The following is a 22,710-nucleotide window of genomic DNA, read 5'->3' on the forward strand; positions in this document are numbered from 1 at the left end:
TTGGCCGAGACCATCAACGGCCTCTACAAGGCCGAGGTGATCCATCGGCGCGGGCCGTGGAAGACCAAGCAGGCGGTGGAGCTGGCCACGCTGGAATGGGTGGCCTGGTTCAACCACCACCGATTGATGGAGCCGCTGGGCTACATCCCGCCGGCCGAGTTCGAGGCCAACTACCATCGACAACGCGCTGGTCAGGCCGCGACCGTCTGACTTAAACCAATAGGCCTCCGCGATTGCCGGGGCGGTTCACTTTCACCTGAAAGTCAGCGCGTTGTCGGCGTGGCTCAAATCTGCGTCGCCTTGTTCGAAACATTGACATCAGCGGCACCTCTCTGATCGGCTGCCGGTTCGACACATTGACCTCCAGTTCGATACTTTGTTATCAACTACCTCCAACTCACGGAGCCCTTCATGGACCAACCCAGCGTCACCCTGATCCAGCGTCAGGGCTACCAGTTCGAACACCATTACGCGCCCGACCTGCCGGTGTTGCTGGCCGATGAGCCGGTGCCGTTCGGCACGGGCCTGGGTCCCGACCCGGTGGAGTTGCTGGCCTCGGCCGTGGGCAACTGCCTGAGCGCGTCGCTGTGGTTTGCCTGCCAGAAGTACAAGGACGACCCGTCGCCGCTGCGCACCGAGGTGAAGGCGACGGTGGGTCGCAACGAGCGGGGCCGCAACCGCGTGCAGGGCCTGGCGGTGGACCTGCACCTGGGCAAGGCCGCCGCCGAACTGGGCCACATCCAGCGGGTGCTGGACACCTTCGAGGACTACTGCACCGTCACGCAGAGCGTGGCGCCGGCGATCCCTGTCACGCTGCGCGTGCTGGACAGCACGGGCGCCGTGCTCAAGGGTTGAGGTCCAGCCCCAGCTCCTTCAGGATGGCTTCGCGCAGCTGATCCATCTCGGCGCTGATGAGCCGCCGCGGGTGCGGCATGTCCAGCTCGAAGCGGGCCTGGATGCGCGTGGGCCGCGGCGACAGCACGAGGATGCGGTCGGCCATGTACAGCGCCTCGTCGACATCGTGGGTGATGAGCAGCACCGTGTGCTTCTCCTCCGCCAGGATGCGCAGCAGCTCGTTGCGCATGCGCAGGTTCATCAGCGCATCCAGCGCCGAGAAGGGCTCGTCGAGGTACAGGATCTCGGGCTTGACGATGAAGGCCCTCGCCAGCTCCACGCGCTTGAGCATGCCGCCCGACAGCTCGTGAGGGTAGGCGCCCTCGAAGCCTTTGAGCCCCACCATCGCGGCGTAGTGGTCGGCCAGCTTGACGCGCTCGGCATCGTCGCCGTGGCGCTGGCCGGTCAGGCCGAACATCAGGTTCTGCTGCACGGTCAGCCATGGGAACACCGAGCCGTACTGCGAGATGACGATGCCCTGCGGGCTGGGGCCGGGGTGGGGCTGGCCGCCGATCAGCAGGCTGCCGGCGTCGGGCTTCTCGAAGCCGGCCAGGATGTTCATCAACGTCGACTTGCCGCAGCCCGACGGACCCACGATGGCGACGAACTCGCCTTCGGCGACCTCGAAGTCCACGCCCTGGATGACCGGCAATTGGCCGCCCTTGGCGGCGGTGAAGCTCTTGGTCAGGCCGCTGACGGCGATCTTGGGGGTCTTGTTATCTGACATAGCGCCAACGCACGGTCTTGAGTTTTTCCAGCAGCCGGGTGATGCCGTCCAGCATCAGGCCGATGACGCCGATGAGGATCATGCTGGCGATGACGAGGTCGTAGCGGTTGCCGGCGTTGCGCGAGTCCATGATCAGGTAGCCCAGCCCCGAGCGCAGCGCGATCATCTCGGCGGCCACGACCACCAGCCAGGCCACGCCGATGCCGATGCGCATGCCGATGATGATTTCCGGCAGCACGGCGGGGATGACGACGCGGCGGAACATGACGCTGCGCGACACGCCGAAGTTGGCCGCCGCGCGCAGGTAGCGCCGGTCGATGGTGTGCACGCCCGAGGTCGTCTGCACGATCAGCGGGAACACCGACGAGATGAAGATCAGGAAGATGGGCGACACGTCGCCAACGCCGAACCACAGGATGGCCAGCGGGATCCACGCGATCGGCGAGATCGGCCGCAGCATCTGGAAGATGGGGTTGAAGGTGCGGTAGGCGCCGCTCACCCAGCCCATCCACAGGCCCAGCGGGATGCCCACCAGCATGGCCAGGCCGAAACCGATGCCGACGCGGAACAGCGACGAGCCGATGTGCTCCCACAGCGTGCCGTCCTCGGCCAGCTCCAGCGTGCCGGTGGTGACGGCCCAGGGCGTCGGAAAGATGGGGCTCTGGGTGTAGACGACGATGCCCCACCAGGCGGCGATGAGGACGGCGATGACCGCCAGCGGCGGCAGCACGCGGGCCAGACGTGAGTTCCAGTTCAAGCAGCGGTCTCCGGGTTCTTCGTGAAGGCTTTGTGGCGGTGCCGCCAGCGCCATTGCAGGCGCTGCCAGCCGGGCTCGGGCGTGGGCGCGACGACCACGCTCATCTGGCCGCTGGCGTGCGCGCTGCACGCAAAGCTGTAGGTCGACGCGACCTCGAAGGGCAACCTGAAGCTCTGCCCCGGCATGATGAGCACGGGGCCGAACTGCTGCGGCACATCGTCATGGTTGCGCAGCAGCAGCTGGTCGTTGAGGCCCAGCGTCAGGTCAATGCGGTCGGGCAGGATCTCGACCTTGTCGCCAGCCATGCGTCGCGCGTAGGTGCCGGGCGGGATCTCGAACAGCTCGTCGCGGGTGGGCAGCTGAATCGGCGCGAAGGCGGCCCACGCGAGTGGCGCCAGCGCGATCACCGGCAGGAGCCACAGCAGGCGTTTCACGTCAGGTGTCCGTGCCGCAGGCAGCCTGCGGGCCGCGCCCAGGCCGGCCCGTCATGGCGGTGTGCTTGCCGGTCAATCCGGCAAGCATCGCCATCCTCCCGGGGGGCCGGCCAAGGGCGGCCTTGGACAAGGCGTTTCATCGCGCGGCCAGCAACAGCTTGAGGTCGTGCACGAAGTCCTTGGCCTCGTGGCCGTAGGGCATCATGGCCCGCAGCATGCCGGCCCGGTCGATCAGCCAGACCGACGTCGAATGGTTCATGCCATAGGCGTTGGGCTGAGGGGACGCGATCTTCTCGGCAACGACGCCGTAGCGCTTGCGCATCTCGGCCAGCTTGTCCGGCGCCTCGGTGCCGCCGATGAAGGTCGGGTCGAAGGCGGCGAGGTATTGGCGGATGCGCGCCACGTCGTCGCGCGCCGGGTCCACCGTCACGTAGACGACCTGCACGTCGTTCGCGTCGCCACCCAATGCCTTGCGCGCCTGGGCCAGCGTGGCCAGTGTCGTCGGGCAGACCTCGGGGCAGTTCGTGAAGCCGAACACCAGCAGCACCAGCTTGCCCTTGAAGCGCGCCAGCTTCAGCGCGGCACCGTCACTGCCCTTCAGCGTGAACTCGGGGGCGGGCTGAGCCGGGTCGAAGACGCCGGCCTTCAGGCGCGGCGCGGCCGGCGTGGCTGCCAGGCTGGGCAGCGGCAGCGCGGCGAGCAGCAACGCGCGCCGCCTCATATCGGCATGGCCGCGGCCTTGGCCGCCTTCACGAAGCTGTCGTCGACGTACTTCTCGTAGGCCACGGGCTGCTTCAAGGTGCCGGCCTCGATGGACAGCTGCATCAGCTCGTCGAACTCGGCGCGGATCATGCGCAGGTCGCCATAGGTCACGCGGTCGGTCGGGTTCTCCATCACGAAGCGCAGGATGTTGGGATCCTGGTTGAAGAACTTGCGGCCGGCGGCGATCTGGATGGCCTTCTCGCGGTTGGCCTGCTGCAGGTCCAGCCAGTTGCCGGCGCCCTGCACGTGGTTGACCAGGTCCTGCACCAGCGGCCGGTTCTCCTTGATCAGCTCCTCGCGCACCGTCAGCACGCAGCAGATGTAGTTGCGCCACTCGTCGCGCGTCATGCGCAGCGGCCGGGCATAGCCGGCGCGCTGCGCCGCGGCGCCGAAGGGCTCGCCGGTGCAATAGCCGTCTACGGCCTTGGCGAACAGCGCGGCCGGCATGTCCGGCGGCGGCATCTCGACGATCTCGATGTCTTTCGGCGTCATGCCTTCCTGCGCCAGCATCTTGCGCAGGAACAGGAAATCCACCGCGAAGCGGCTGGGGATGGCGATGCGCTTGCCGGTCAGGTCCTTGAACTTCTTGTGCGGCGAATCGGTGCGCACCATGATGACGGCGCCCGAGCGATGGCCCAGCGAGACGATCTTGACGGGAATCTTCTTGTCCGCCAGGTCCATGACCAGCGGCGCCAGCATGTAGGCCGCCTGGATGCGGCCCGTCATCAGCGATTCCTTGATCTCGGGCCAGCCGTTGTACTTGCTGTACTCGAACTCGAAGGCCTTGCTGCCGCTCGCCTTGTTGGCCGTGGCGCGCGCCGTGCAGGCGATGGGCAGTGTCAGATTGCAGGTGACCGGCAGGCCGCCGACGATCAACGGGCCGGAGGCCGCGGCTGCGGGCAGGCCCAGCGCGGGCAGCGCCGACGCCAGCGCGCCGCGCAGCAGTTGCCGGCGGTCGAGGTGAGCGGGGCCGGCGGATGGGGATTCAGGCAGTTCGGGAGTCATGGCCACAGCCGCATGACTTTGCCGACTTCATGCGGGCTGTCCATGCGGGTTGACCGAATTGTGCCTACTTACCTACGTCGAAACGAAGCCGCCGCCAGGCGCCTTGCGGCCACTGGCGGCGGTCGGATGGCGCAAGCCCGCGGAGATTACGGGTAGAGCCCGCGCTCCTCGCGCGCCTGCAGCACCCGCGTGCAGGCCACCGTGAAAGCGGCCGTGCGCAGCGTGATCTTGTGCTGCTCGCTGGTTTCCCAGATGTGCTTGAAGGCGCCGATCATGATCTTGTCCAGGCGCACATTGATCTCGTCCTCGGTCCAGAAGAAGGACGAGAAGTCCTGCACCCATTCGAAGTAGGAGACGGTCACGCCGCCGGCGTTGGCGATGACGTCCGGCACCACCACGATGCCGCGGTCGGCCAGCACGGCTTCGCCGTCGGGCGTCGTCGGGCCGTTGGCGCCTTCCAGCACCAGGCGGGTCTGGATGCGGCCGGCGCGTTCCTGGTTCAGCTGGCCTTCCAGCGCGGCCGGGATGAACACGTCGCTCTTCACATCCCAGAAGTTGTCGTTGTCGATCTTGTCGGCACCGGCGAAGCCGGCCACGCCCTTGTAGGTGGCCACGTGGTCCAGCAGGCTCTGCATGTCAAAGCCCTTCTCGTTCAGGATGGTGCCGGTGTGGTCCTGCACGCAGACGATCTTGGCGCCGTTGGCGGCGAACAGCTTGGCGGCGATGGAGCCGACGTTGCCGAAGCCCTGCACGGCGACGCGGGCGCCGTCCATGTCGATGTTGAGGCGGCGCATCGCCTCGCGGCCCACGACGAACACGCCGCGGCCGGTGGCGGCCACGCGGCCGAGGGACCCGCCCAGCGGGATGGGCTTGCCGGTGACGACGCCAGTCGCCGTGGCGCCGGTGTTCATCGAGTAGGTGTCCATCATCCAGGCCATGATCTGGCCGTTGGTGTTGACGTCGGGCGCGGGGATGTCCTGCTGCGGGCCGATGATGATGCCGATCTCGCTGGTGTAGCGGCGGGTCATCTTCTCCAGCTCTTTCAGGCTGAGCAGCTTGGGGTCGACGCGGATGCCACCCTTGGCGCCGCCGTAGGGCAGGTTCACCGCGGCGTTCTTGATCGTCATCCAGGCCGACAAGGCCATCACTTCTTCCAGCGTCACGTCCGGGTGGTAGCGCACACCGCCCTTGCCCGGGCCGCGCGTCAGGCTGTGCTGCACGCGATAGCCCTCGAAGTGGGCGATGCTGCCGTTGTCCAGCTCGATGGGGATGTCCACGATCAGCGCGCGCTTGGGGCGGCGCAGAGTCTCGACCCAGCGGGCCAGGTTGCCGAGGTAGGGCTCCACGGCGTCGATCTGGGACAGATAGGTTCCCCACGGGCTGTTGCGCGTGGGCGAAACAAACGACAGGTTGGGCATGAAATGCTCCGTAACTTTTAGTGGGCCGAACGGTAGCGCGAAGGCCGGCTTTCCCGCCACGACTTGTCTAGCCAAGTGCGTATGCGCTCATGCACGCAATGCATGGCATCGGTTTCGGGTGCCGGAATTCACGACCACGGGACCGTTGCGAGCAAGAAAAAACCCGGCCGGGGCCGGGTTTCGTGTTGCCTGGCGGAGGCGGCCAGTGACGGCGCTAGCCGATCGAGAAGCTCCACGTCTGGACGGAAGAGAAGCTCTTGCCGCCGCGCTGCGTCGTCACCTTCAGCCGCAGGCCGTAAGTCCGGCGCTCGACGTCGTCGGGCACCGTCATCGAGACGACGCCGGTCGTCGGGTTCACGACGGCCCAGGTTGGCAGGGTGCTTGAATCGAGGGGCGGCAGGATTTCGTAGGTGTAGCTGTCACCCGCCTGGCCCTGGAACATCGTGCGTGGAATGAACACGTTGCTGCCCTTGTAGACCTGACCCAGCCGGAAAGACGCATAGCAGATGCCGCTGGGCACGGTCTCGCAGTCGCGCGGGTCATAGATGGGCAGCACGCCGTTGACGCGGATTTCCACGGGTGCGGTGTCGACCGAATACTGAAGTCCATCGGGAGTCGCCAGCGAAACGCGAACGGCGAAGCTGGCCTGGAAGGCGGTATCGACGGTGCCCGTCATGACGCCCGTGTCCGGGTCGACCCTCAAGCCCGGCGGCGCCGTTCCAATGAACTCGAAACGTACCGGCCGGTAGGGGCTGAGCGCTTGCGCAGACGGGCCGGCCGGGATGGCGGGCTTCAACTCGCCCATGTAGATGGCGTCGATGAACGAGCCGTAGTAGCTGTAGTTGATGCCCGGCACGCCCACCGTGAACTTGCGGGTGACGGGCAGGAGGGTCAGGCGTTGACCGCCGCGGTCCAGGGTGGCGGACACGGTGACCTCGAAGTCGCCCGTTTGCAGGGGGATTCCCGTGAACGCGCCGGTCTTCGCGTCCAGCGAGAGCCCGGCGGGCAGTTTCCCTGCGGTCACGGTGAAATTGCTGACGTCCGAGGGACGCGTGCTGAACATGCCGGCGGCTTGGAAGTAGGCGCGTGCATTTGCATCCACCCCGCTCAGCATGCGGGCCTCGGCGGGTTCGGACACGGCGAGCGCAGGGCCGCCAATGTCGACGCTGAGCCTGACGGTGGCGGTGCCGTTGTAGCCGGCGGCCGTCACCGAGAGCTGCGAATCGAAGCGACCGGGCTGGGTGGGCGTGCCTGCCAGGCTGCAATCGCCGGCCATGGTCATGCCGGGAGGCAGATTGCCGCTCGAGTACGTGCACTTCAGGCCACCAGGCAGTGACGGTGCGACAGCGGTCACGCTGGCTGGAACGAGCACCTCGGCGGCGGCGCTGACGTCGTAGGTTCCCGACATCGTCGGCTGGTTGGGTGCGGAACCTCCGGAACCCCCGCCGCCGCAGGCCGCCAGGATGCTCGACAAGAGACAAAGAACCACGCCACGCGTGCGGATCTGCAGCATCAAAACCCTCCCAGGTCTTATCTATTGGAGGGGGGCGAGTCTGCCAGCGAGGAAGGCCAGATTCGCGGCGCCCCCTCTGAACGCGGGGAACGCGCTCTACCATCGCCCGGTGACATCCCTGGACCTCGCCCTGCTCTATCTCGTCGCCGCCGTGCTGGGCGTGGTGGTCTGCCGCTTGCTGAAGCTGCCGCCGATGCTGGGCTACCTGGCCGTGGGCGTGGTGATCGGGCCCAACGCCCTCGCCTTCGCCCATGACTCGGCCAGCATCCAGTACCTGGCGGAATTCGGCGTGGTCTTCCTGATGTTTGCCATCGGGCTGGAGTTCAACCTGCCCAAGCTGCGCGCGCTGAAGACGGCCGTGTTCGGGCTGGGCATGGCGCAGGTGGTGCTCACCATCGGCGGCGCGCTGCTGGGCAACGTGCTGCTGATGACCGGCCTGACGCTGCTCGGCCGGGCCTGGGACCTGCGCTGGGAGGGCGCGCTGGTGCTGGGCGCGGCGATGGCGATGAGCTCGACGGCCATCGTCGTCAAGCTGATGGCCGAGCGGCTGGAGCTGGAGAGCCCGCACGGCAAGCTGGTCATGGGCGTGCTGCTGTTCCAGGACTTGGCCGTGGTGCCGCTGCTGGTGCTGATCCCCGCGCTGAACAGCACGGGCGGCGAGATGGCCGAGGCGCTGGCCTGGGCCGGGCTGAAGGCGGCCGTGCTGCTGGGCCTGCTGCTGTACGGCGGCCAGAAGGTCATGCGCTGGTGGCTGACGCTGGTGGCGCGGCGCAAGAGCGACGAGCTGTTCATGCTCAACCTGCTGCTGGTCACGCTGGGCCTGGCCTGGATGACCGAGCATGCGGGCCTGAGCCTGGCGCTGGGCGCCTTCGTGGCCGGCATGCTGATCGCCGAGACCGAATACAAGCACCAGGTGGAGACCGACATCCGGCCCTTCCACGACGTGCTGCTGGGCCTGTTCTTCATCACCATCGGCATGAAGCTGGACTGGCGGCCGCTGGTGGACAGCTGGTGGCTGGTCATCCTCCTGACGGCGCTGCCGGTGGGCGCCAAGTTCGCGCTGATCGCGGGTCTGGCGCGGCTGTTCAAGTCACCGCCCGGCGTGGCGCTGCGCACGGGCCTGTACCTGGCCCAGGCGGGCGAGTTCGGCTTCGTGCTGCTGACGCTGGGCGCCCAGCACCACCTGATCGCCGCGCAATGGGTGAGCCCGGTGCTGGCGAGCATGGTGCTGTCCATGCTGGCCACGCCCATCCTCATCATGTACAGCAACCGCATCGTCATGAAGCTGTCCAGCAGCGATTGGCTGATGCAGTCCGTGCAGCTGACGTCCATCGCCAAGAAGTCCATCAAGACCGAGGCCCACGTCATCATTGCCGGCTACGGCCGCTCGGGCCAGAACCTGGCGCGGCTGCTGGAGGGCGAAGGCATTCCCTACATGGCGCTGGACCTGGACCCCGACCGCGTGCGCCAGGCGGCGGCGGCGGGCCAGAGCGTCGTGTTCGGCGACGCGGCCAAGGTGCAGAGCCTGATGGCCGCTGGCCTGGCGCGCGCCAGTGCGGTGGTCGTCAGCTATCACGACACGCCGTCGGCGCTGAAGATCCTCAACCTCGTGCAGACCCATGCGCCGCGCGTGCCGGTGGTCGTGCGCACCATCGACGACAGCGACCTGGAGAGGCTCAAGGGCGCGGGCGCCACCGAGGTGGTGCCCGAGGCCATCGAGGGGTCGCTGATGCTGGCCTCGCACGCGCTGGCGCTGGTGGGCGTGCCGATGCGCCGCGTCATCCGCATCACGCGCGACGCCCGCGACAAGCGCTACGGTCTGCTGCGCGGCTACTTCCATGGCGCCGACGACGACGCCGACGATGTCGAGCAGGCGCGGCTGGCGTCCGTGACGCTGCCCACGGCCTCGCCGCTGGCCGGTCAGCCGCTGACCGACCTGGCGCTGCATGCGATGGGCGTGGCGGTCGTGTCGCTGCGCCGGGCCAGCGGCGCCGCCGTGACCGGGCAGGACGACGTCAAGCTGGCCGGCGGCGACACGCTGGTGCTCAGCGGCACGCCCACCGCGCTGGCGCTGGCCGAGGACGCGCTGACGCGGGGCTGAACCGCCGGATTTCAGCGCGCCAGGCGGTCGAAGGCAGCGCGGTCGCCCAGCTGCGGCAGCAGCCGCGCCGAACCTGCCACGCTGAGGTGGCCGCCGTCCCGGTACAGCGCCAGCCCGTCCACGTCGGCCGTGCGGCACCAGCGGTCGTCGCACAGCCGCGGCTCGAACCGCAGCACCGGCACATCGGCCTCGCGCTCGATGCGGTCCAGCACCGCGGCGGCCCGTTGTCGCGCGACCGGCTGGGCCTGGCGGTCGATGCGGCAGTCGGGCGGTGCGCCCAGGCTCGGCCGGCCGGCCCGGGTGCGCGCCAGGCAGGCACCGGCATCGAAGTCCCCCGCCGGCGGTGGGGCCACCCACAGCACGCGCTTGCCCTGCGCACGCAGCGCCTGCGCGGTGCGGCGCACGGCGTCGACAAAGGCCTGGGCCTTGGCCTGCTGCGACAGCGCCGCGTCGCTGTCCGGGGCAAAGCGCAGCAGCTGCGCGTCGGGCTCCAGGTATTGCGTCATCAGGCTGGACAGCAGCACCACCTCGACCTGCGGCTGCCGGGCCAGGGCGGTCAGCACCGAGCGGTTGAAGTCCTCGCATTGCTGCGCCCAGGACCGTGTCAGGCTGGCCCCTTCCGCCGCGTCGGCGCGCCACGGCGCGAGGCCCGGCAGCGGGCCGCAGGACGACTGCGTGGCCTGCAGCAGTCCCGGCGCCAGCACACGCAGCCCCGGCACCAGGTGCATCGCGTAGGAATCACCCCAGACCGCCCAGCGCGGCGCCTCGGCATCGCGGCATTCGGGCAGCGCGGCGAACTGCTGCCATTGGTCGCAGCGCGGCGAGAAGCCGTGGTTGGGTGCGCGCGCGGCGGTGTCGTCCAGCGGCTCGGGCCCGCGCAGGCGTTCAGCCAGCAGCGGCAGGCCGGCCAGCGTGAGCGTCAGCGCCGCCCAGGCCAGCCAGGCGCGTGGCCGCAGCGCCATGCGCCGCGTCGGCACCTCCACGCCGCGCCACAGCGCCGCGGCCAGCAGCAGCGCCAGCAGCACGGCGCCCCAGCGCGGGCCGCTCAGCGCCGGGTCACCGGCCGGGCCCACCCAGGCGTTGTTGACGAAGGCGATCAGCGGCCAGTGCAGCAGGTACAGCGAATAAGACAGGTCGCCCAGCCGCACCAGCGGGCGCAATGCGGTCGGTGTCTGCAGGCTTGGCGCCCGCACGCACAGCAGCACCAGCGTGGCCACCGTGACGGCCAAGGCATTGAAGCCCGGGTGACCCAGCGACCACACAGCCGGCAGCGGCCAGGTGGGCAGGGCCAGCAACAACAGTGACGCCGGCCAGCGCCAGTGCGCTGCCAGCGGCGCCAGGCCGCGCTGTGCGACCCACGCCCCCAGCGACCCCAGCCCCAGCTCCCAGGCGCGCATGGGCAGCAGGTAGAAGGCGGCCGACGCATCGCGCGCCTGCCAGGCCAGGCCCAGCGCAAAGCTGGCCAGCACCAGCGCGACGAGCACCGCCGCATGCGCACGCGCCGGCGTGATGAGCAGCAGCGCCGGCAGCAGCAGGTAGTACTGCTCCTCCAGCGACAGCGACCAGAAATGCAGCAGCGGCTTCAGCTCCGCGGCGACGCCAAAGTAGCCGGCCTGCAGCCACAGCACGATGTTGCTGACGAAGCCCAGGGCGCCCCAGTGCTGCGCGGTGTAGTCGCGCTGCTCCAGCGGGCTCAGCAGCCAGGGCGAGGCCAGCGCCGTCAGCGCCAGCACGACATAGGCCGCGGGCAGCAGCCGCCGCGCGCGGCGCGCGTAGAACATCGGCAGGCTGAAGCTGCCCTCGGCCTGGCCGCGCAGCACCTGCGCCGTGATCAGGAAGCCCGAGATGACGAAGAAGATGTCCACGCCCAGGTAGCCGGCCGGCAGCCAGCCGTGCTGCGCGTGGTGCAACAGCACCAGCAGGATCGCCAGGCCACGCAGGGCCTGGATGTCCCAGCGGTGGGCCATGTCGACGGAGGCGCTCGAGAGGCGTGCATGCATGGGGGCGCATTGTTGCGTTGCACCGCCGCCGGGGCCGCAGGCCCTGATGCATGGGTGACAGGCCGCGCAGGCGTGCTGCCCGACACTGCAGCCCTAGGACACGGAGACCCCGATGAACTTCGACTACAGCCCCAAGGTCGCGCAGATGCGCGAACGCCTGCTCGCCTTCTTCGACGAGCACATCTACCCGAACGAGCGGCGTTACCTGGAAGAGGTCGAGGCCAACCGCCGTGCCGGCAACCCCTGGGTGCCCACCAAGGTCATCGAGGAACTCAAGCCCAAGGCCCGCGCGGCGGGGCTGTGGAACCTGTTCCTGCCCAAGTCGGCGCGCGCCCCCGAGGGCTTGTCCAACCTCGAGTACGCGCCCATGTGCGAGATCATGGGCCGCGTGTTCTGGGCGCCCGAGGTCTTCAACTGCTCGGCCCCCGACACCGGCAACATGGAGACGCTGGAGCGCTACGCGTCCGAGTCGCTGAAGGACAAGTGGCTGGAGCCGCTGCTGCGCGGCGAGATCCGCTCGGCCTTCCTGATGACCGAGCCCGCCGTGGCGTCCAGCGACGCGACCAACATCGAATGCCGCATCGAGCGCGATGGCGACGACTACGTCATCAACGGCCGCAAGTGGTGGAGCAGTGGCGCCGGCGACCCGCGCTGCGCCGTCTACGTCGTCATGGGCAAGACCAACACCGACGCCGGCCGCCACGAGCAGCAGTCCATGATCGTCGTGCCGGCCGACACGCCCGGCATCACCGTGCTGCGCCCGCTGTCCGTGTTCGGCTACGACGACGCGCCGCACGGCCACATGGAAGTCGAGCTGAAGAACGTGCGCGTGCCGGTCGCCAACATCCTGCTGGGCGAAGGCCGCGGCTTCGAGATCGCGCAGGGTCGCCTTGGCCCGGGCCGCATCCACCACTGCATGCGCAGCATCGGCGCCGCCGAGCGCGCGCTGCAGCTGATGTGCGAACGCGCCATCGCCCGCACGGCCTTCGGCAAGACCATCGCGCAGCAGACCGTCACGCAGGAGCGCATCGCCGAGTCGCGCTGCATGATCGACCAGGCCCGCCTGCTGACGCTGCGCGCCGCTCACATGATGGACACGGTGGGCAACAAGGTCGCCAAGGCCGAGATCGCGATGATCAAGATCGTCGCGCCCAACATGGCCTTGCAGGTCATCGACTGGGCCATCCAGGTCTTCGGCGGCGCGGGCGTGTCGCAGGACACGCCGCTGGCCATGATGTGGGCGCACCAGCGCACGTTGAGGCTGGCCGACGGCCCGGACGAGGTGCACCGCAACTCGCTGGCCAAGCTGGAACTGGCCAGCCACATGAAGCTGCCGGCCGACAAGGTGCACATGCCAGTGACGCGTGGCAGCTGACGCAGATTTGCGGGCCGAGCGCCGGGCCGCCCCAAGCCGGCCCGCGCTGGCGATGTGCTTGCGGCTCGAAGCCGCAAGCATCGCCGTCCCCTCGGGGGACCGACTGGGCTCACCCCGCGTTCAGCGGGTGAGACCGGGCGAGGAGCTCACAAAATCCGGGTGGATGTCGCGCTCGCCGTGCCGCGGGAAGGCGATGCGCACGGCGTCGGCGGTGCAGTCGAGCACCAGACCCCAACCAAAGCGGCGCACCCGCACGCGCTGGCCCGGTTCGAAAGCGGGTGTCGGCGAGCTGGACGCGGCGACCGGCGCCTCGGCCGGTGCCTCGCGCTCCGCCGCCCGCAACGCCTCGAAGCGCCGGCAGCTGTCGCAATGCCCGCAGCGCGCCTCACCGTCCTCCAGCGTCTCGCCGAAGTGCGCGAGCACGCCGGCCCAGCGGCAGTTGCCGGCCTTGGCGTAGAGCACCATCGCCGCCAGGCCGTCGCGGCCGGTCTGCTGGCGTTGCAGCGCGGCGGCTTCGGCGTCGTCGATGACCGCGTCGGCATCGCGGCGCGTGGCCAGGCGCAGGCCGGCGGCCTCGCTGCCGCGCAGCGCACGCACCGAGCGCAGCGCCGCCAGCGCATGCGACAGGCGCCGCTGCGGCAGCCGGGCCACCTCGGCCAGCGCGGCCGGCAGCCAGCCGCGCTGCGGCGTGTGGCTGGCCAGCGCCCGCCAGACGGTGCTCAGCTCCTCGCGCGACGGCGTGTGGCCGCTGGCGAAGAACTGCTGCAGTGCGCGGTCGCCCTCGCGGAACAGCAGCACGGCATCCGCGGGCTCGCCGTCGCGGCCCGCGCGGCCGAACTCCTGCACATAGGCCTCGATGGAGGCGGGCATCTGCGCGTGCAGCACGAGGCGGATGTCGGGCTTGTCGATGCCCATGCCGAAGGCGTTGGTGGCGACCATGACGCGGTGCTCGTCGCGCATGAAGGCCTCCTGCGCAGCCGTGCGGTCCCGGGCGGGCAGCTTGCCGTGATAAAGCCCGGCGGCCACATTGGCCTCGCGCAGCTGGCGGTGCAGCGCAGTGGCCTCGCGCACGGTGGCGCAGTAGACGATGGCGCTGCCCGGCGTGCCGGCCAGGGCTTGCAGCCGGCGCAGGATGAACTCGCGCCGCTGCGCCTCCGTCTGCGGCAGCTCCACGGCCAGGCGCAGGTTGGGCCGGTAGACGCCGTGGCTGAGCACACCGTCTCGCGGGATGTCCAGCGCCTGCGCGATCTCGCGCTGCACCACGTCTGACGCGGTGGCCGTCAGCGCCAGCACCGGCGGGCGGCCCAGTGCGCGTCGGGCGTCGCGCAGCGCGCTGAACGCCGGGCGGAAGTCGTGGCCCCATTGCGAGATGCAGTGCGCCTCGTCCACCACCAGCAACCCCACGCGCTGCTCCTGCAGCAGCCCCAGCGTGCGCGGGTCGGCCAGGCGCTCGGGTGTCGTGAACAGCACGCGCACGGCGCCGCGCGTCAGCAGCGCCTCGTTCTCCAGCCGGCGGTTGCCGTCCAGCCCCGAGTGCAGCTGCACCGCCATCACGCCGCGCGCACTGAGTGCGTCGCACTGGTCCTTCATCAGCGCGATCAGCGGCGAGATGACGACGGTCAGCGCGTCGCTCAAGACGGCGGGCAGCTGGTAGCACAGCGACTTGCCGGCGCCGGTGGGCATGACGGCCAGCGTGTTCTGCCCGGCCAGCACGCGCTCGATGACCTCGGTCTGGCCGGGGCGCAGCGCGCGCAGCCCGAACACGCGCTTCAAGGTGCTGCGCAGCTTGACCGGCGTGACGGGCTCGCGCGGGGGCAGCTTATCGGGCAGCGGCGCGGGCGCCGGCGAGTCCTCGCGCGGGCCGCTGCGTGGGGTCAGCACGCGCCCGGCGGCCGTCATGACGGCCGTGGTCACGCGGCCGCCTTGCCGGCGTTGCCGCGGTGAATGGCCAGCAGCGCGGTCACCTGCTTGAGCACCTCGGGGCTCCAGCCCATGCCCATGTGGCTGGCCTGCACCTCGATGTCGCGCGCCAGCGGCCAGCTGGTGGTGTGCTTGCAGGCCTCCCACGAGACGATGCCGTCGTTGCGGCTGTACAGCGAGATGGTGGGCACGGGCGGCGGCTCGGCCAGGCGGTCGCGCAGCGCGCTGTGCTCCTCGGCACGGCGGCCGTTCAGCAGGCGGAACAGCCAGCCGACGTTGGTGTCCTCCGGCCCGCCGCTGAACGGCGTGCCGATGGTGATGACGTGCGGCACGCGCTCGGGCAGGCGCTTGGCCAGCTCGCGGGCGTAGAAGCCGCCCAGGCTCCAGCCAACGAGGCTGGCCTGGTCCGACGGCGCGATGCGCTCGTGCACGGCCTCGGCGAGCTTGTCCAGCCAGGCGTCGACGTCGCCCTGCGGGCCGCGGTTGACGCCCTGGCCCCAATCCAGCGCGCGAAAGCCGGCGCGTTCCAGGTGGCGACGCAGCGGCCACAGCGACAGGCTGTCCGTGCCCAACCCGGGGAACAGCACGACGGTGCGCCCCTGGCCGACCTGCTTCGGTGTCGTGCGCCAGTGGGTCAGCGCCTGCAAGGCCTCGAGCGTGGCACGCGCGGGTTCCGTGGCCAGCAGCGACAGCGCGGGCCGGCGGTGCGGTGCGAGGACGGGTTTGGCAGGCAGTGGCAGCGTGGTGGTGGTCATGGCCGTGGCGGCGGTGCCGGGTTTGCGTTGGGGTGACCCGATGCTGCGGTGCGCGGCAATGGCCTGGTGCCAGCCTGCAGCGACAGCCGCTGTAGGACAAAAACCGGCGCCGGCGTCGTGCGGCGCCTTCCTACACGCGCGCCCGGGCAGCGCGGGGCACACTCGCGGTCGCCATGAATGTCGCCCTCAAGCCCTACCTCGCCGCGTTGATCGTCATGGGCGTGCTGGACGCGCTGTGGCTGGGCGTGCTCGCCAAGGATTTCTACCGCCAAGAGATCGGCGCGCAGATGGTCGAACAGATCCGCTGGGCGCCGGCGCTGGCCTTCTACTTCGCCTACCCCGCCGCGCTGGTGGCGCTGGCGCTGTACCCGAGCGGCCAGCCCTTCGCCGCGCAGGTTGCGCGCGCGGCGCTGGTGGGCCTGGTGGCCTACGGTGTCTACGACCTGACCAACATGGCCACGCTGCGCCAGTGGCCGGTCAAGCTGGCGCTGGTGGACACGGCCTGGGGCACGTTCGCCAGCACCGCTGCTGGCGCGACGGCCGCCTGGGTGTCGCAGCGCTTCGGTTGAAGCCGACAATGCGCGCATGGCCAAGACCGCACCCCGACTCACCCCCGAAGAAATCAAGCGCGTCATCGCCACCGCCTGGGACGACAAGCCGCCCTACCGGCGCGTGCTGATCGAACACGGCATCGGCCACGGCGAACTCGTCGCGCTGCTCAAGCGCGAGCTGACGCCGCCCGCCTACAAGCTGTGGGCCGCGCGCAGCAAGACGGCCAAGGGTCCGGCCTCCAAGGCGACCTGGCCGCACGGCCGCTGACGCCAGCTTCGCGCGCGCCGCGCGCTGCCCGCCTGCCTCTTCGTTGTCGGCTCGCATGCCGACACGCCGCGTGACGCCCTCGTTGAAGCCCGCGTCGAGGCGGCGCTGACGGCTGGACGCAACACGCTGTTGTTCATGCTCGACAACGGCTTCGGCCAGACCTTCTTCTCCGTCGTCGTCGCGCACCGAGTGCCCATGGGGCACGCCCGGGGGCGGCTCCGGGCTTACCCGAGGCAGCGATGCGAAAACCAGCATCGAGAAGTCCAAAAATGTGATTAGTCGCGAATCGGTCGGCCCCCTAGCATGAATTCAGACCCCAGCCCACGGCCCGCTCTAGAGGCCCAGAACGGCTGAAGGGTTGGCCGATCCCCATAACGATTCCGGAGACACGATGAAGAACCCAGCCCTGGTGCTGCCGCATGCGCGCACCGATCGCTCCCGCGCCCGCTTCACCCTCAGCCTGACCGCCGCCGCCGCGCTGGCCGCGCTGTCCGCCACCGCCGTGGCCCAGGAAGCCGACAAGGCCGCGTCGTTGGAAACGGTGACGGTCACCGGTGTCCGGGCTTCGCTGACCAAGAGCCTGGCGATCAAGCGCACCAGCGACCAGGTCGTGGAATCGGTCGTTGCCGAAGACATCGGCAAGCTGCCCGACAACAACGTCGTCGAAGCGCTGCAGCGCGTGACGGGCATCCAGGTCACCAACCGCGCCGGCGGTGAAGTCGGCACGCTGTCCATCCGCGGCCTGCCCGACGTCGCCACCACCTGGAACGGCCGCAACATCTTCACCGCGTCCGGTACGCAGGTGGCGCTGCAGGACATTCCGTCGACGCTGGTGCGCCAGATCGACGTCTACAAGACCCGCGACGCCAGCCAGCTGGAAAACGGCATCGCCGGCCAGATCGACGTCAAGTCGCTGCGCCCCTTCGATTTCAAGGGTGCGAAGCTGTCGCTGCTGGCGCGGGAAACCTATCTCGACCCGGCGAAGAAGTGGAACCCGCAGCTCAGCGCGATGGGCAGCAATCGCTGGAAGACCGACGCCGGTGAGTTCGGCGCGCTGGTCAATCTGTCGATGGTCAAGACGGACTACCGCAACGAAAGCGTGACGCCCGGGGCCATGGTGCCGTTCACCAGCCCCAATGCCGCTGAAGTGCCGGCCGGCTATACCCCGTTGCAGCGCATCTTCGACAACGCCATCTGGACGCCGGGCACCTACACGGGCTTGCCGCAGAAGGCGGGTTCGACGCTGAATTTCAACGGCACTCCCCGTCCGTACTACCTGGCGCGCGACGCCGTTTTCCAGAGCGACGTGGAGGGCCAGCGCGAGCGTCCGGCCGCCAACGTCGCGCTGCAATGGAAGCCGAACGACGACGCCGTCTACACGTTCGAGGCGATGTACAACGGGTATCGCGACAAGGTCTTCAACAAGCTGCTGTTCAGCTTCGTGGACTGGTGGGGCAGTCTCGGCAGCAATCCCGCAGGGACGATCACCACATTCCCGGGAACGAACGTCATCAAGACGCGGGCCGTGAATGACGTTTACGGCTTCAACAGCGGCGACTACACCACCTCGGCCACCGATTCCTTTGTCTATGCCTTGAACGGCAAATGGAATATTGGCGACCGCCTGCGTTTGGACGGCGATGTGTCGTACCAGACCAGCAAGTACCACTCGGAATTCACTGCCACCCGCATTGACCGCGTTGCGCCGTCGATCAACGTCGACTTCAATTCGGGCGGCGGCAACATGGCCTTCAAGTTCAACAACAATGCGGACTTGGCGGACCCGACCAAGTGGAACGTCGCGCAGTTCTACGACAACGCCAACCGCAACGAGGGCAGCGCCGCAACCGCCAGCCTGAACGGCGCCTACGACGCCGATTGGGGTCCGTTGAAGACGCTGCATTTCGGCGCGCGCTTCGACAGCCGCAAGGCCTCGGAAGCCAACCGGACGCAATCGGCCTTCCTGGGCAAGAACCTGGCCACGCTGGGCGCCAACTATTACCACGTCAATTCGGGCTTCGGCACGGACATCTCGGACGTGCCGCGCTCCTGGATCGAGCCGAATGCCTACTACATCCGGGACAACATCGATCAGTGGCGCGCGACGTACAAGGCGGCCGATCCGAATTTCCTGACGACCGACAAGCTGAGTTTGCAGAAAACCTTCCAGGTCAAGGAAGACACCACCAACCTGTTCCTGATGGCGGATACCGAGCACACGTTGTTCGGCAATCGCCTGCGCGCCAATTTCGGCGTGCGCTACGTGCAGGTCGATACCAGCATGACCGCCTACAAGGTCGATGCCACCACCAAGGTGGTGACGCCGACGAACGGCGAGAAGACGGCCAGGAAGTTCCTGCCCAGCCTGACGCTGCGTTACGAGGCGGCCAAGGACGTCCTGCTGCGCTTCAACTATGGCGAAACGCTGCGCCGTCCGAACTTCGGCGATCTCAACCCCATCGTGCAGCCCAGCGACGACGTTTCGAAGGTCGGCTACGGCGGCGGCAGCGGCGGCAATCCTGGCCTGGAACCGACCCGCTCCAAGAACCTCGACCTGACGGGCGAGTGGTATTTCCAGAAGGACAGCGCGCTGTACGGCACCGTGTTCCAACGCAAGATCGAGGGCCTGGTTGTGCCGCTGCGCCGCCGCATCCACCTCTCGCCGGCCGAAGATCCGTTCCGCAACTCGACTTCGGGCGGCGACCACACCAACGGCTATGACTACGTCATCAGCTCGCCGGTCAATGCCTCCAACGGCAAGATCAGCGGCCTTGAGCTGGGTGCGATCTACTTCCCGAAGGGCCTGCCGAGCTTGCTGGATGGCCTGGGCTTCCAGGGCAGCGTGACGCGCCTGACCTCGTCGCAGAACGTGCCGATCGCCGACAACGCCGGCCAGATCACCTCGCAGCTCGAGGGGCCGTTCTTCGGCGTGTCCAAGCTGTCGTGGAACGCCACCCTGGCCTACGAGAAGGGCCCGATCGGCGCACGCCTGTCTTACGTCCGCCGCAACGCCTTCCTGGCCGCCAACGAAGCGGCGCTGTTCGCCAACCCGATCGGCATCTGGCGCCAGCCGGAAAAGAGCGTGGACTTCCAGCTGACCTACAACATCAACGACCGCATGGCGTTCGATTTCAGCGGCGTCAACCTGACCAACGAAATGCAGCAGCAGTACTACCACTTCGGCGACGCGGGCAGCCCCGAGTTGACCAATTTCGGTACGGTCCAGATTGGGCGTGCGTTCTCGGTCGGTTTCCGCTGGAAGCTGTAAACCAAGAGGCTGAAACTTTCCTCGTTCGGGCGTTGCGCGGGCCACCGGGCAACGCCCTTTTCCTTTTTCGCAGTCCCCATGTCCGACCTGATCCAGCCGCTGATCCGCCAGCGCGCCGACCCCCACATCTCGCGCCACACCGACGGCTATTACTACTTCACCGCCTCGGTGCCGCAGTACGACCGCATCGAGGTGCGGCGGGCGCTGACCATCGAGGGCCTCGCCGACGCACCGGTGTTTGACGTCTGGCACAAGCCCGACACCGGCGCGTACTCGGAGCTGATCTGGGCGCCCGAGCTGCACTTCAACGACGGCGCCTGGTATGTCTACTTCGCCGCCGCGCACACCCGCGCGCTGGACCATCAAGGCATGTTCCAGCACCGCATGTACGCCATCCGCAACCAGGCCAAGGATCCGCTGGGCGGCGAATGGGAGTTCCTCGGTCAGATCGACAGCGGCATCGACAGCTTCTGCCTGGACGCGACCACCTTCACGCACCGCGGCCAGCTCTACTACCTGTGGGCGCAGAAGGACCTGGCCATCGCCGGCAACTCCAACCTCTACATCGCGCCCGTGAAGACGCCCTGGCAGCTGGCGGCCAAGCCCGTGCTGCTCAGCAAGCCCGAGTTCGACTGGGAATGCCGTGGCTTCCTCGTCAACGAGGGCCCGTCAGTGCTGCAGCGCCACGGCCGCGTCTTCATCAGCTACTCGGCCAGCGCGACGGACGAGAACTACGCGATGGGCTTGCTGTGGGCCGACGAGAACGCCGACCTGCTGGACCCGGCGAGCTGGCACAAGTCCGCCCAGCCCGTGATGCGCAGCGCGGCCGAGGACAGCGTCTTCGGACCCGGCCACAACAGCTTCACCGTGGGCAGCGACGCCGATGAGGTGCTGCTGGTCTATCACGCCCGCAGCTACACCGAGATCGAGGGCGACCCGCTGTGGAACCCCGACCGTCACACCTTCGTGAAGCCGCTGCGCTGGAGCGCGGACGGCATGCCGCTGTTCGGCAAGCCCTCGCGCCGCGACTAGGGTGGTCCCTGATACAGAAAACAGCATCGGTACACCGTGGAAATTGATTGGATTGCAATTCCCACGGCCCCTAGCATCGTTTCAACGGCTTTCGGCGCGCGTACCGCGCCCTCGGCCTGCTCCAGCGGCACCCTCCTGCACGCCGCAGAACGACATCGAGACAAGACATGACGACTGAGGACAAGAAGAGCAAGGTCAAGCTGCGCTCGGCCGAATGGTTTGGCACCCAGGACAAGAACGGTTTCATGTACCGCTCCTGGATGAAGAACCAGGGCATCCCGGACCATGAGTTCAACGGCAAGCCCATCATCGGCATCTGCAACACCTGGAGCGAGCTGACGCCCTGCAACGCGCACTTCCGCAAGCTGGCCGAGCACGTCAAGCGCGGCATCATCGAAGCGGGTGGCTGGCCGGTCGAGTTCCCGGTGTTCTCCAGCGGCGAGAGCAACCTGCGCCCCACGGCCATGCTGACGCGCAACCTGGCCAGCATGGACGTCGAGGAGAGCATCCGCGGCAATCCGATGGACGCCGTCGTGCTGCTGGTCGGCTGCGACAAGACCACGCCCGCGCTGCTGATGGGCGCGGCCAGCGTCGACGTGCCGGCCATCGTCGTCACCGGCGGCCCGATGCTGAACGGCAAGTTGAACGGCAAGAACATCGGCTCGGGCACGGCCGTGTGGCAGCTGCACGAGCAGGTCAAGGCCGGCGAGATCAGCATGCACGACTTCATGGCCGCCGAGGCGGGCCACTCGCGCTCGGCCGGCACCTGCAACACGATGGGCACCGCGTCCACGATGGCCTGCATGGCCGAGGCGCTGGGCACGTCCCTCCCGCACAACGCCGCGATCCCTGCCGTTGATGCACGCCGTTATGTGCTGGCCCACCTGTCCGGCATGCGCATCGTCGACATGGTCTGGGAGCAACTGACGCTGTCCAAGGTGCTGACCAAGGAAGCGTTCGAGAACGCCATCCGCGTCAACGCGGCCATCGGCGGCTCCACCAACGCCGTCATCCACCTGAAGGCCATCGCCGGCCGCATCGGTGTGGACCTGGAGCTGGAAGACTGGACCCGCATCGGCCGCGGCACGCCCACGGTGGTGGACCTGTTGCCCTCGGGTCGCTTCCTGATGGAAGAGTTCTATTACGCCGGTGGCCTTCCGGCCGTCATCCGCCGCCTGGGCGAGGGCGGCAAGCTGCCCAACCCCGACGCGCTGACCGTCAACGGCAAGAGCCTGTGGGCCAACTGCGTCGATGCGCCCATCTACGACGACGAAGTCATCCGCCAGCTGGACAACCCGTTGATCGAAGACGGCGGCATCTGCATCCTGCGCGGCAACCTGGCGCCGCGCGGCGCCGTGCTCAAGCCCTCGGCGGCCACGCCCGAGCTGATGAAGCACCGCGGCCGCGCCGTCGTCTTCGAGCACTTCGAGGACTACAAGGCGCGCATCGTCGACCCCGACCTGGCCGTTGACGCCAGCTCCATCCTGGTCATGAAGAACTGCGGCCCCAAGGGCTACCCCGGCATGGCCGAGGTCGGCAACATGGGCCTGCCGCCCAAGCTGCTCGCAGCCGGCGTGAAGGACATGGTGCGCATCTCCGACGCCCGCATGAGCGGCACCGCCTACGGCACCGTCGTGCTGCATGTGGCGCCCGAGGCGCGCGCCGGCGGGCCGCTGGCCATCGTGCAGGAAGGCGACTGGATCGAGCTGGACTGCGCCGCCGGCCGCCTGCACCTGGACATCTCCGAGGCCGAACTGGCCACGCGCCTGGCGGCCTGGGCCGCCGCGCAGACCGTGGACCCGCAGGACGCCAGCGGCTACCGCCAGCTCTATGTGAACCACGTGCTGCAGGCCGACGAGGGCTGCGACTTCGACTTCCTGCGCGGCAAGCGCGGCTCGGCCGTGCCGCGCCATTCCCACTGATTCCGAGG

Annotated in this window: 19 protein-coding genes; 9 read left to right on the forward strand and 10 right to left on the reverse strand. The window is 68.6% G+C overall.

From position 1 onward, the window contains the following. Together AC1D29_RS24145 and AC1D29_RS24150 are read left to right on the forward strand one after the other, a co-directional pair. A partial coding sequence (locus AC1D29_RS24145) for an IS3 family transposase (RefSeq protein ID WP_477902269.1) occupies nucleotides 1-210 on the forward strand: 210 nt, incomplete at its 5' end. Between the two features lie 201 nt (nucleotides 211-411). Further along, nucleotides 412-855, forward strand: coding sequence for an OsmC family protein (locus AC1D29_RS24150; protein ID WP_477902271.1), 444 nt, complete (start codon nucleotides 412-414; stop codon nucleotides 853-855). On the opposite strand, the gene AC1D29_RS24155 is transcribed toward AC1D29_RS24150, so the two are convergent. The 7 genes from AC1D29_RS24155 to AC1D29_RS24185 form a co-directional block, all read right to left on the reverse strand. Continuing rightward, complete coding sequence (locus AC1D29_RS24155; protein WP_477902273.1) at nucleotides 845-1,621, reverse strand: ABC transporter ATP-binding protein; 777 nt, start codon at nucleotides 1,619-1,621, stop codon at nucleotides 845-847. The genes AC1D29_RS24150 and AC1D29_RS24155 overlap by 11 nt on opposite strands. Further along, nucleotides 1,611-2,378, reverse strand: coding sequence for an ABC transporter permease (locus tag AC1D29_RS24160; protein WP_477902275.1), 768 nt, complete (start codon nucleotides 2,376-2,378; stop codon nucleotides 1,611-1,613). The genes AC1D29_RS24155 and AC1D29_RS24160 overlap by 11 nt, the downstream gene beginning before the upstream one ends. Continuing rightward, on the reverse strand, nucleotides 2,375-2,812 hold the full coding sequence (locus AC1D29_RS24165; protein WP_477902277.1) for a cupredoxin domain-containing protein: 438 nt from the start codon (nucleotides 2,810-2,812) through the stop codon (nucleotides 2,375-2,377). Before AC1D29_RS24165 ends, AC1D29_RS24160 begins: the two co-directional genes overlap by 4 nt. Nucleotides 2,813-2,948: 136 nt before the next feature. Further along, entirely contained in the window at nucleotides 2,949-3,533 is a 585-nt protein-coding gene (locus AC1D29_RS24170; protein WP_477902279.1) for an SCO family protein, read from the reverse strand. After that, on the reverse strand, nucleotides 3,530-4,579 hold the full coding sequence (locus AC1D29_RS24175; RefSeq protein ID WP_477902281.1) for an ABC transporter substrate-binding protein: 1,050 nt from the start codon (nucleotides 4,577-4,579) through the stop codon (nucleotides 3,530-3,532). The genes AC1D29_RS24170 and AC1D29_RS24175 overlap by 4 nt, the downstream gene beginning before the upstream one ends. A gap of 146 nt (nucleotides 4,580-4,725) precedes the next feature. Further along, the gene (locus tag AC1D29_RS24180) at nucleotides 4,726-5,997 is read right to left on the reverse strand and encodes a Glu/Leu/Phe/Val family dehydrogenase (RefSeq protein WP_477902283.1); all 1,272 of its coding nucleotides are present in this window, start codon (nucleotides 5,995-5,997) and stop codon (nucleotides 4,726-4,728) included. Nucleotides 5,998-6,211: 214 nt separating this feature from the next. Then, nucleotides 6,212-7,510 (reverse strand): Ig domain-containing protein, encoded by a 1,299-nt coding sequence (locus AC1D29_RS24185; RefSeq protein WP_477902285.1) that lies wholly within the window; start codon nucleotides 7,508-7,510, stop codon nucleotides 6,212-6,214. 109 nt (nucleotides 7,511-7,619) lie between these two features. Between AC1D29_RS24185 and AC1D29_RS24190 the strand changes: the two genes are divergently transcribed. Then, complete coding sequence (locus AC1D29_RS24190; protein ID WP_477902287.1) at nucleotides 7,620-9,611, forward strand: monovalent cation:proton antiporter family protein; 1,992 nt, start codon at nucleotides 7,620-7,622, stop codon at nucleotides 9,609-9,611. Between the two features lie 11 nt (nucleotides 9,612-9,622). Here AC1D29_RS24190 and AC1D29_RS24195 read toward each other — a convergent pair whose 3' ends face one another. After that, complete coding sequence (locus AC1D29_RS24195) at nucleotides 9,623-11,611, reverse strand: acyltransferase family protein (RefSeq protein ID WP_477902289.1); 1,989 nt, start codon at nucleotides 11,609-11,611, stop codon at nucleotides 9,623-9,625. Nucleotides 11,612-11,723: 112 nt separating this feature from the next. Between AC1D29_RS24195 and AC1D29_RS24200 the strand changes: the two genes are divergently transcribed. Further along, nucleotides 11,724-12,986: an acyl-CoA dehydrogenase family protein gene (locus AC1D29_RS24200; protein WP_477902291.1), complete on the forward strand. Its 1,263-nt coding sequence runs from the start codon at nucleotides 11,724-11,726 to the stop codon at nucleotides 12,984-12,986. 120 nt (nucleotides 12,987-13,106) lie between these two features. Here AC1D29_RS24200 and AC1D29_RS24205 read toward each other — a convergent pair whose 3' ends face one another. Both AC1D29_RS24205 and AC1D29_RS24210 read right to left on the reverse strand, forming a co-directional pair. Beyond that, nucleotides 13,107-14,900 carry a RecQ family ATP-dependent DNA helicase gene (locus tag AC1D29_RS24205; protein WP_477902293.1) on the reverse strand — a complete coding sequence of 598 codons (1,794 nt, stop codon included), beginning with the start codon at nucleotides 14,898-14,900 and terminating at the stop codon, nucleotides 13,107-13,109. Then, on the reverse strand, nucleotides 14,897-15,661 hold the full coding sequence (locus tag AC1D29_RS24210) for an alpha/beta hydrolase (protein ID WP_477902295.1): 765 nt from the start codon (nucleotides 15,659-15,661) through the stop codon (nucleotides 14,897-14,899). Before AC1D29_RS24210 ends, AC1D29_RS24205 begins: the two co-directional genes overlap by 4 nt. A gap of 173 nt (nucleotides 15,662-15,834) precedes the next feature. Between AC1D29_RS24210 and AC1D29_RS24215 the strand changes: the two genes are divergently transcribed. From AC1D29_RS24215 to AC1D29_RS24235, 5 genes are all read left to right on the forward strand, one after another. Further along, on the forward strand, nucleotides 15,835-16,230 hold the full coding sequence (locus AC1D29_RS24215) for a DUF2177 family protein (RefSeq protein ID WP_477902297.1): 396 nt from the start codon (nucleotides 15,835-15,837) through the stop codon (nucleotides 16,228-16,230). A gap of 16 nt (nucleotides 16,231-16,246) precedes the next feature. Then, nucleotides 16,247-16,480, forward strand: coding sequence for a DUF2805 domain-containing protein (locus AC1D29_RS24220; RefSeq protein WP_477902299.1), 234 nt, complete (start codon nucleotides 16,247-16,249; stop codon nucleotides 16,478-16,480). A 391-nt stretch (nucleotides 16,481-16,871) separates the two neighbouring features. Next, a complete protein-coding gene (locus AC1D29_RS24225; protein ID WP_477902300.1) occupies nucleotides 16,872-19,748 on the forward strand; it encodes a TonB-dependent receptor in 2,877 nt (958 codons plus the stop codon). 78 nt (nucleotides 19,749-19,826) lie between these two features. Next, complete coding sequence (locus AC1D29_RS24230) at nucleotides 19,827-20,780, forward strand: glycoside hydrolase family 43 protein (protein ID WP_477902302.1); 954 nt, start codon at nucleotides 19,827-19,829, stop codon at nucleotides 20,778-20,780. Between the two features lie 167 nt (nucleotides 20,781-20,947). Next, a complete protein-coding gene (locus AC1D29_RS24235) occupies nucleotides 20,948-22,702 on the forward strand; it encodes an IlvD/Edd family dehydratase (RefSeq protein ID WP_477902304.1) in 1,755 nt (584 codons plus the stop codon). Nucleotides 22,703-22,710 lie beyond the last annotated feature (8 nt).

The sequence above is a fragment of the Roseateles sp. P1_C6 genome, from assembly GCF_056406315.1.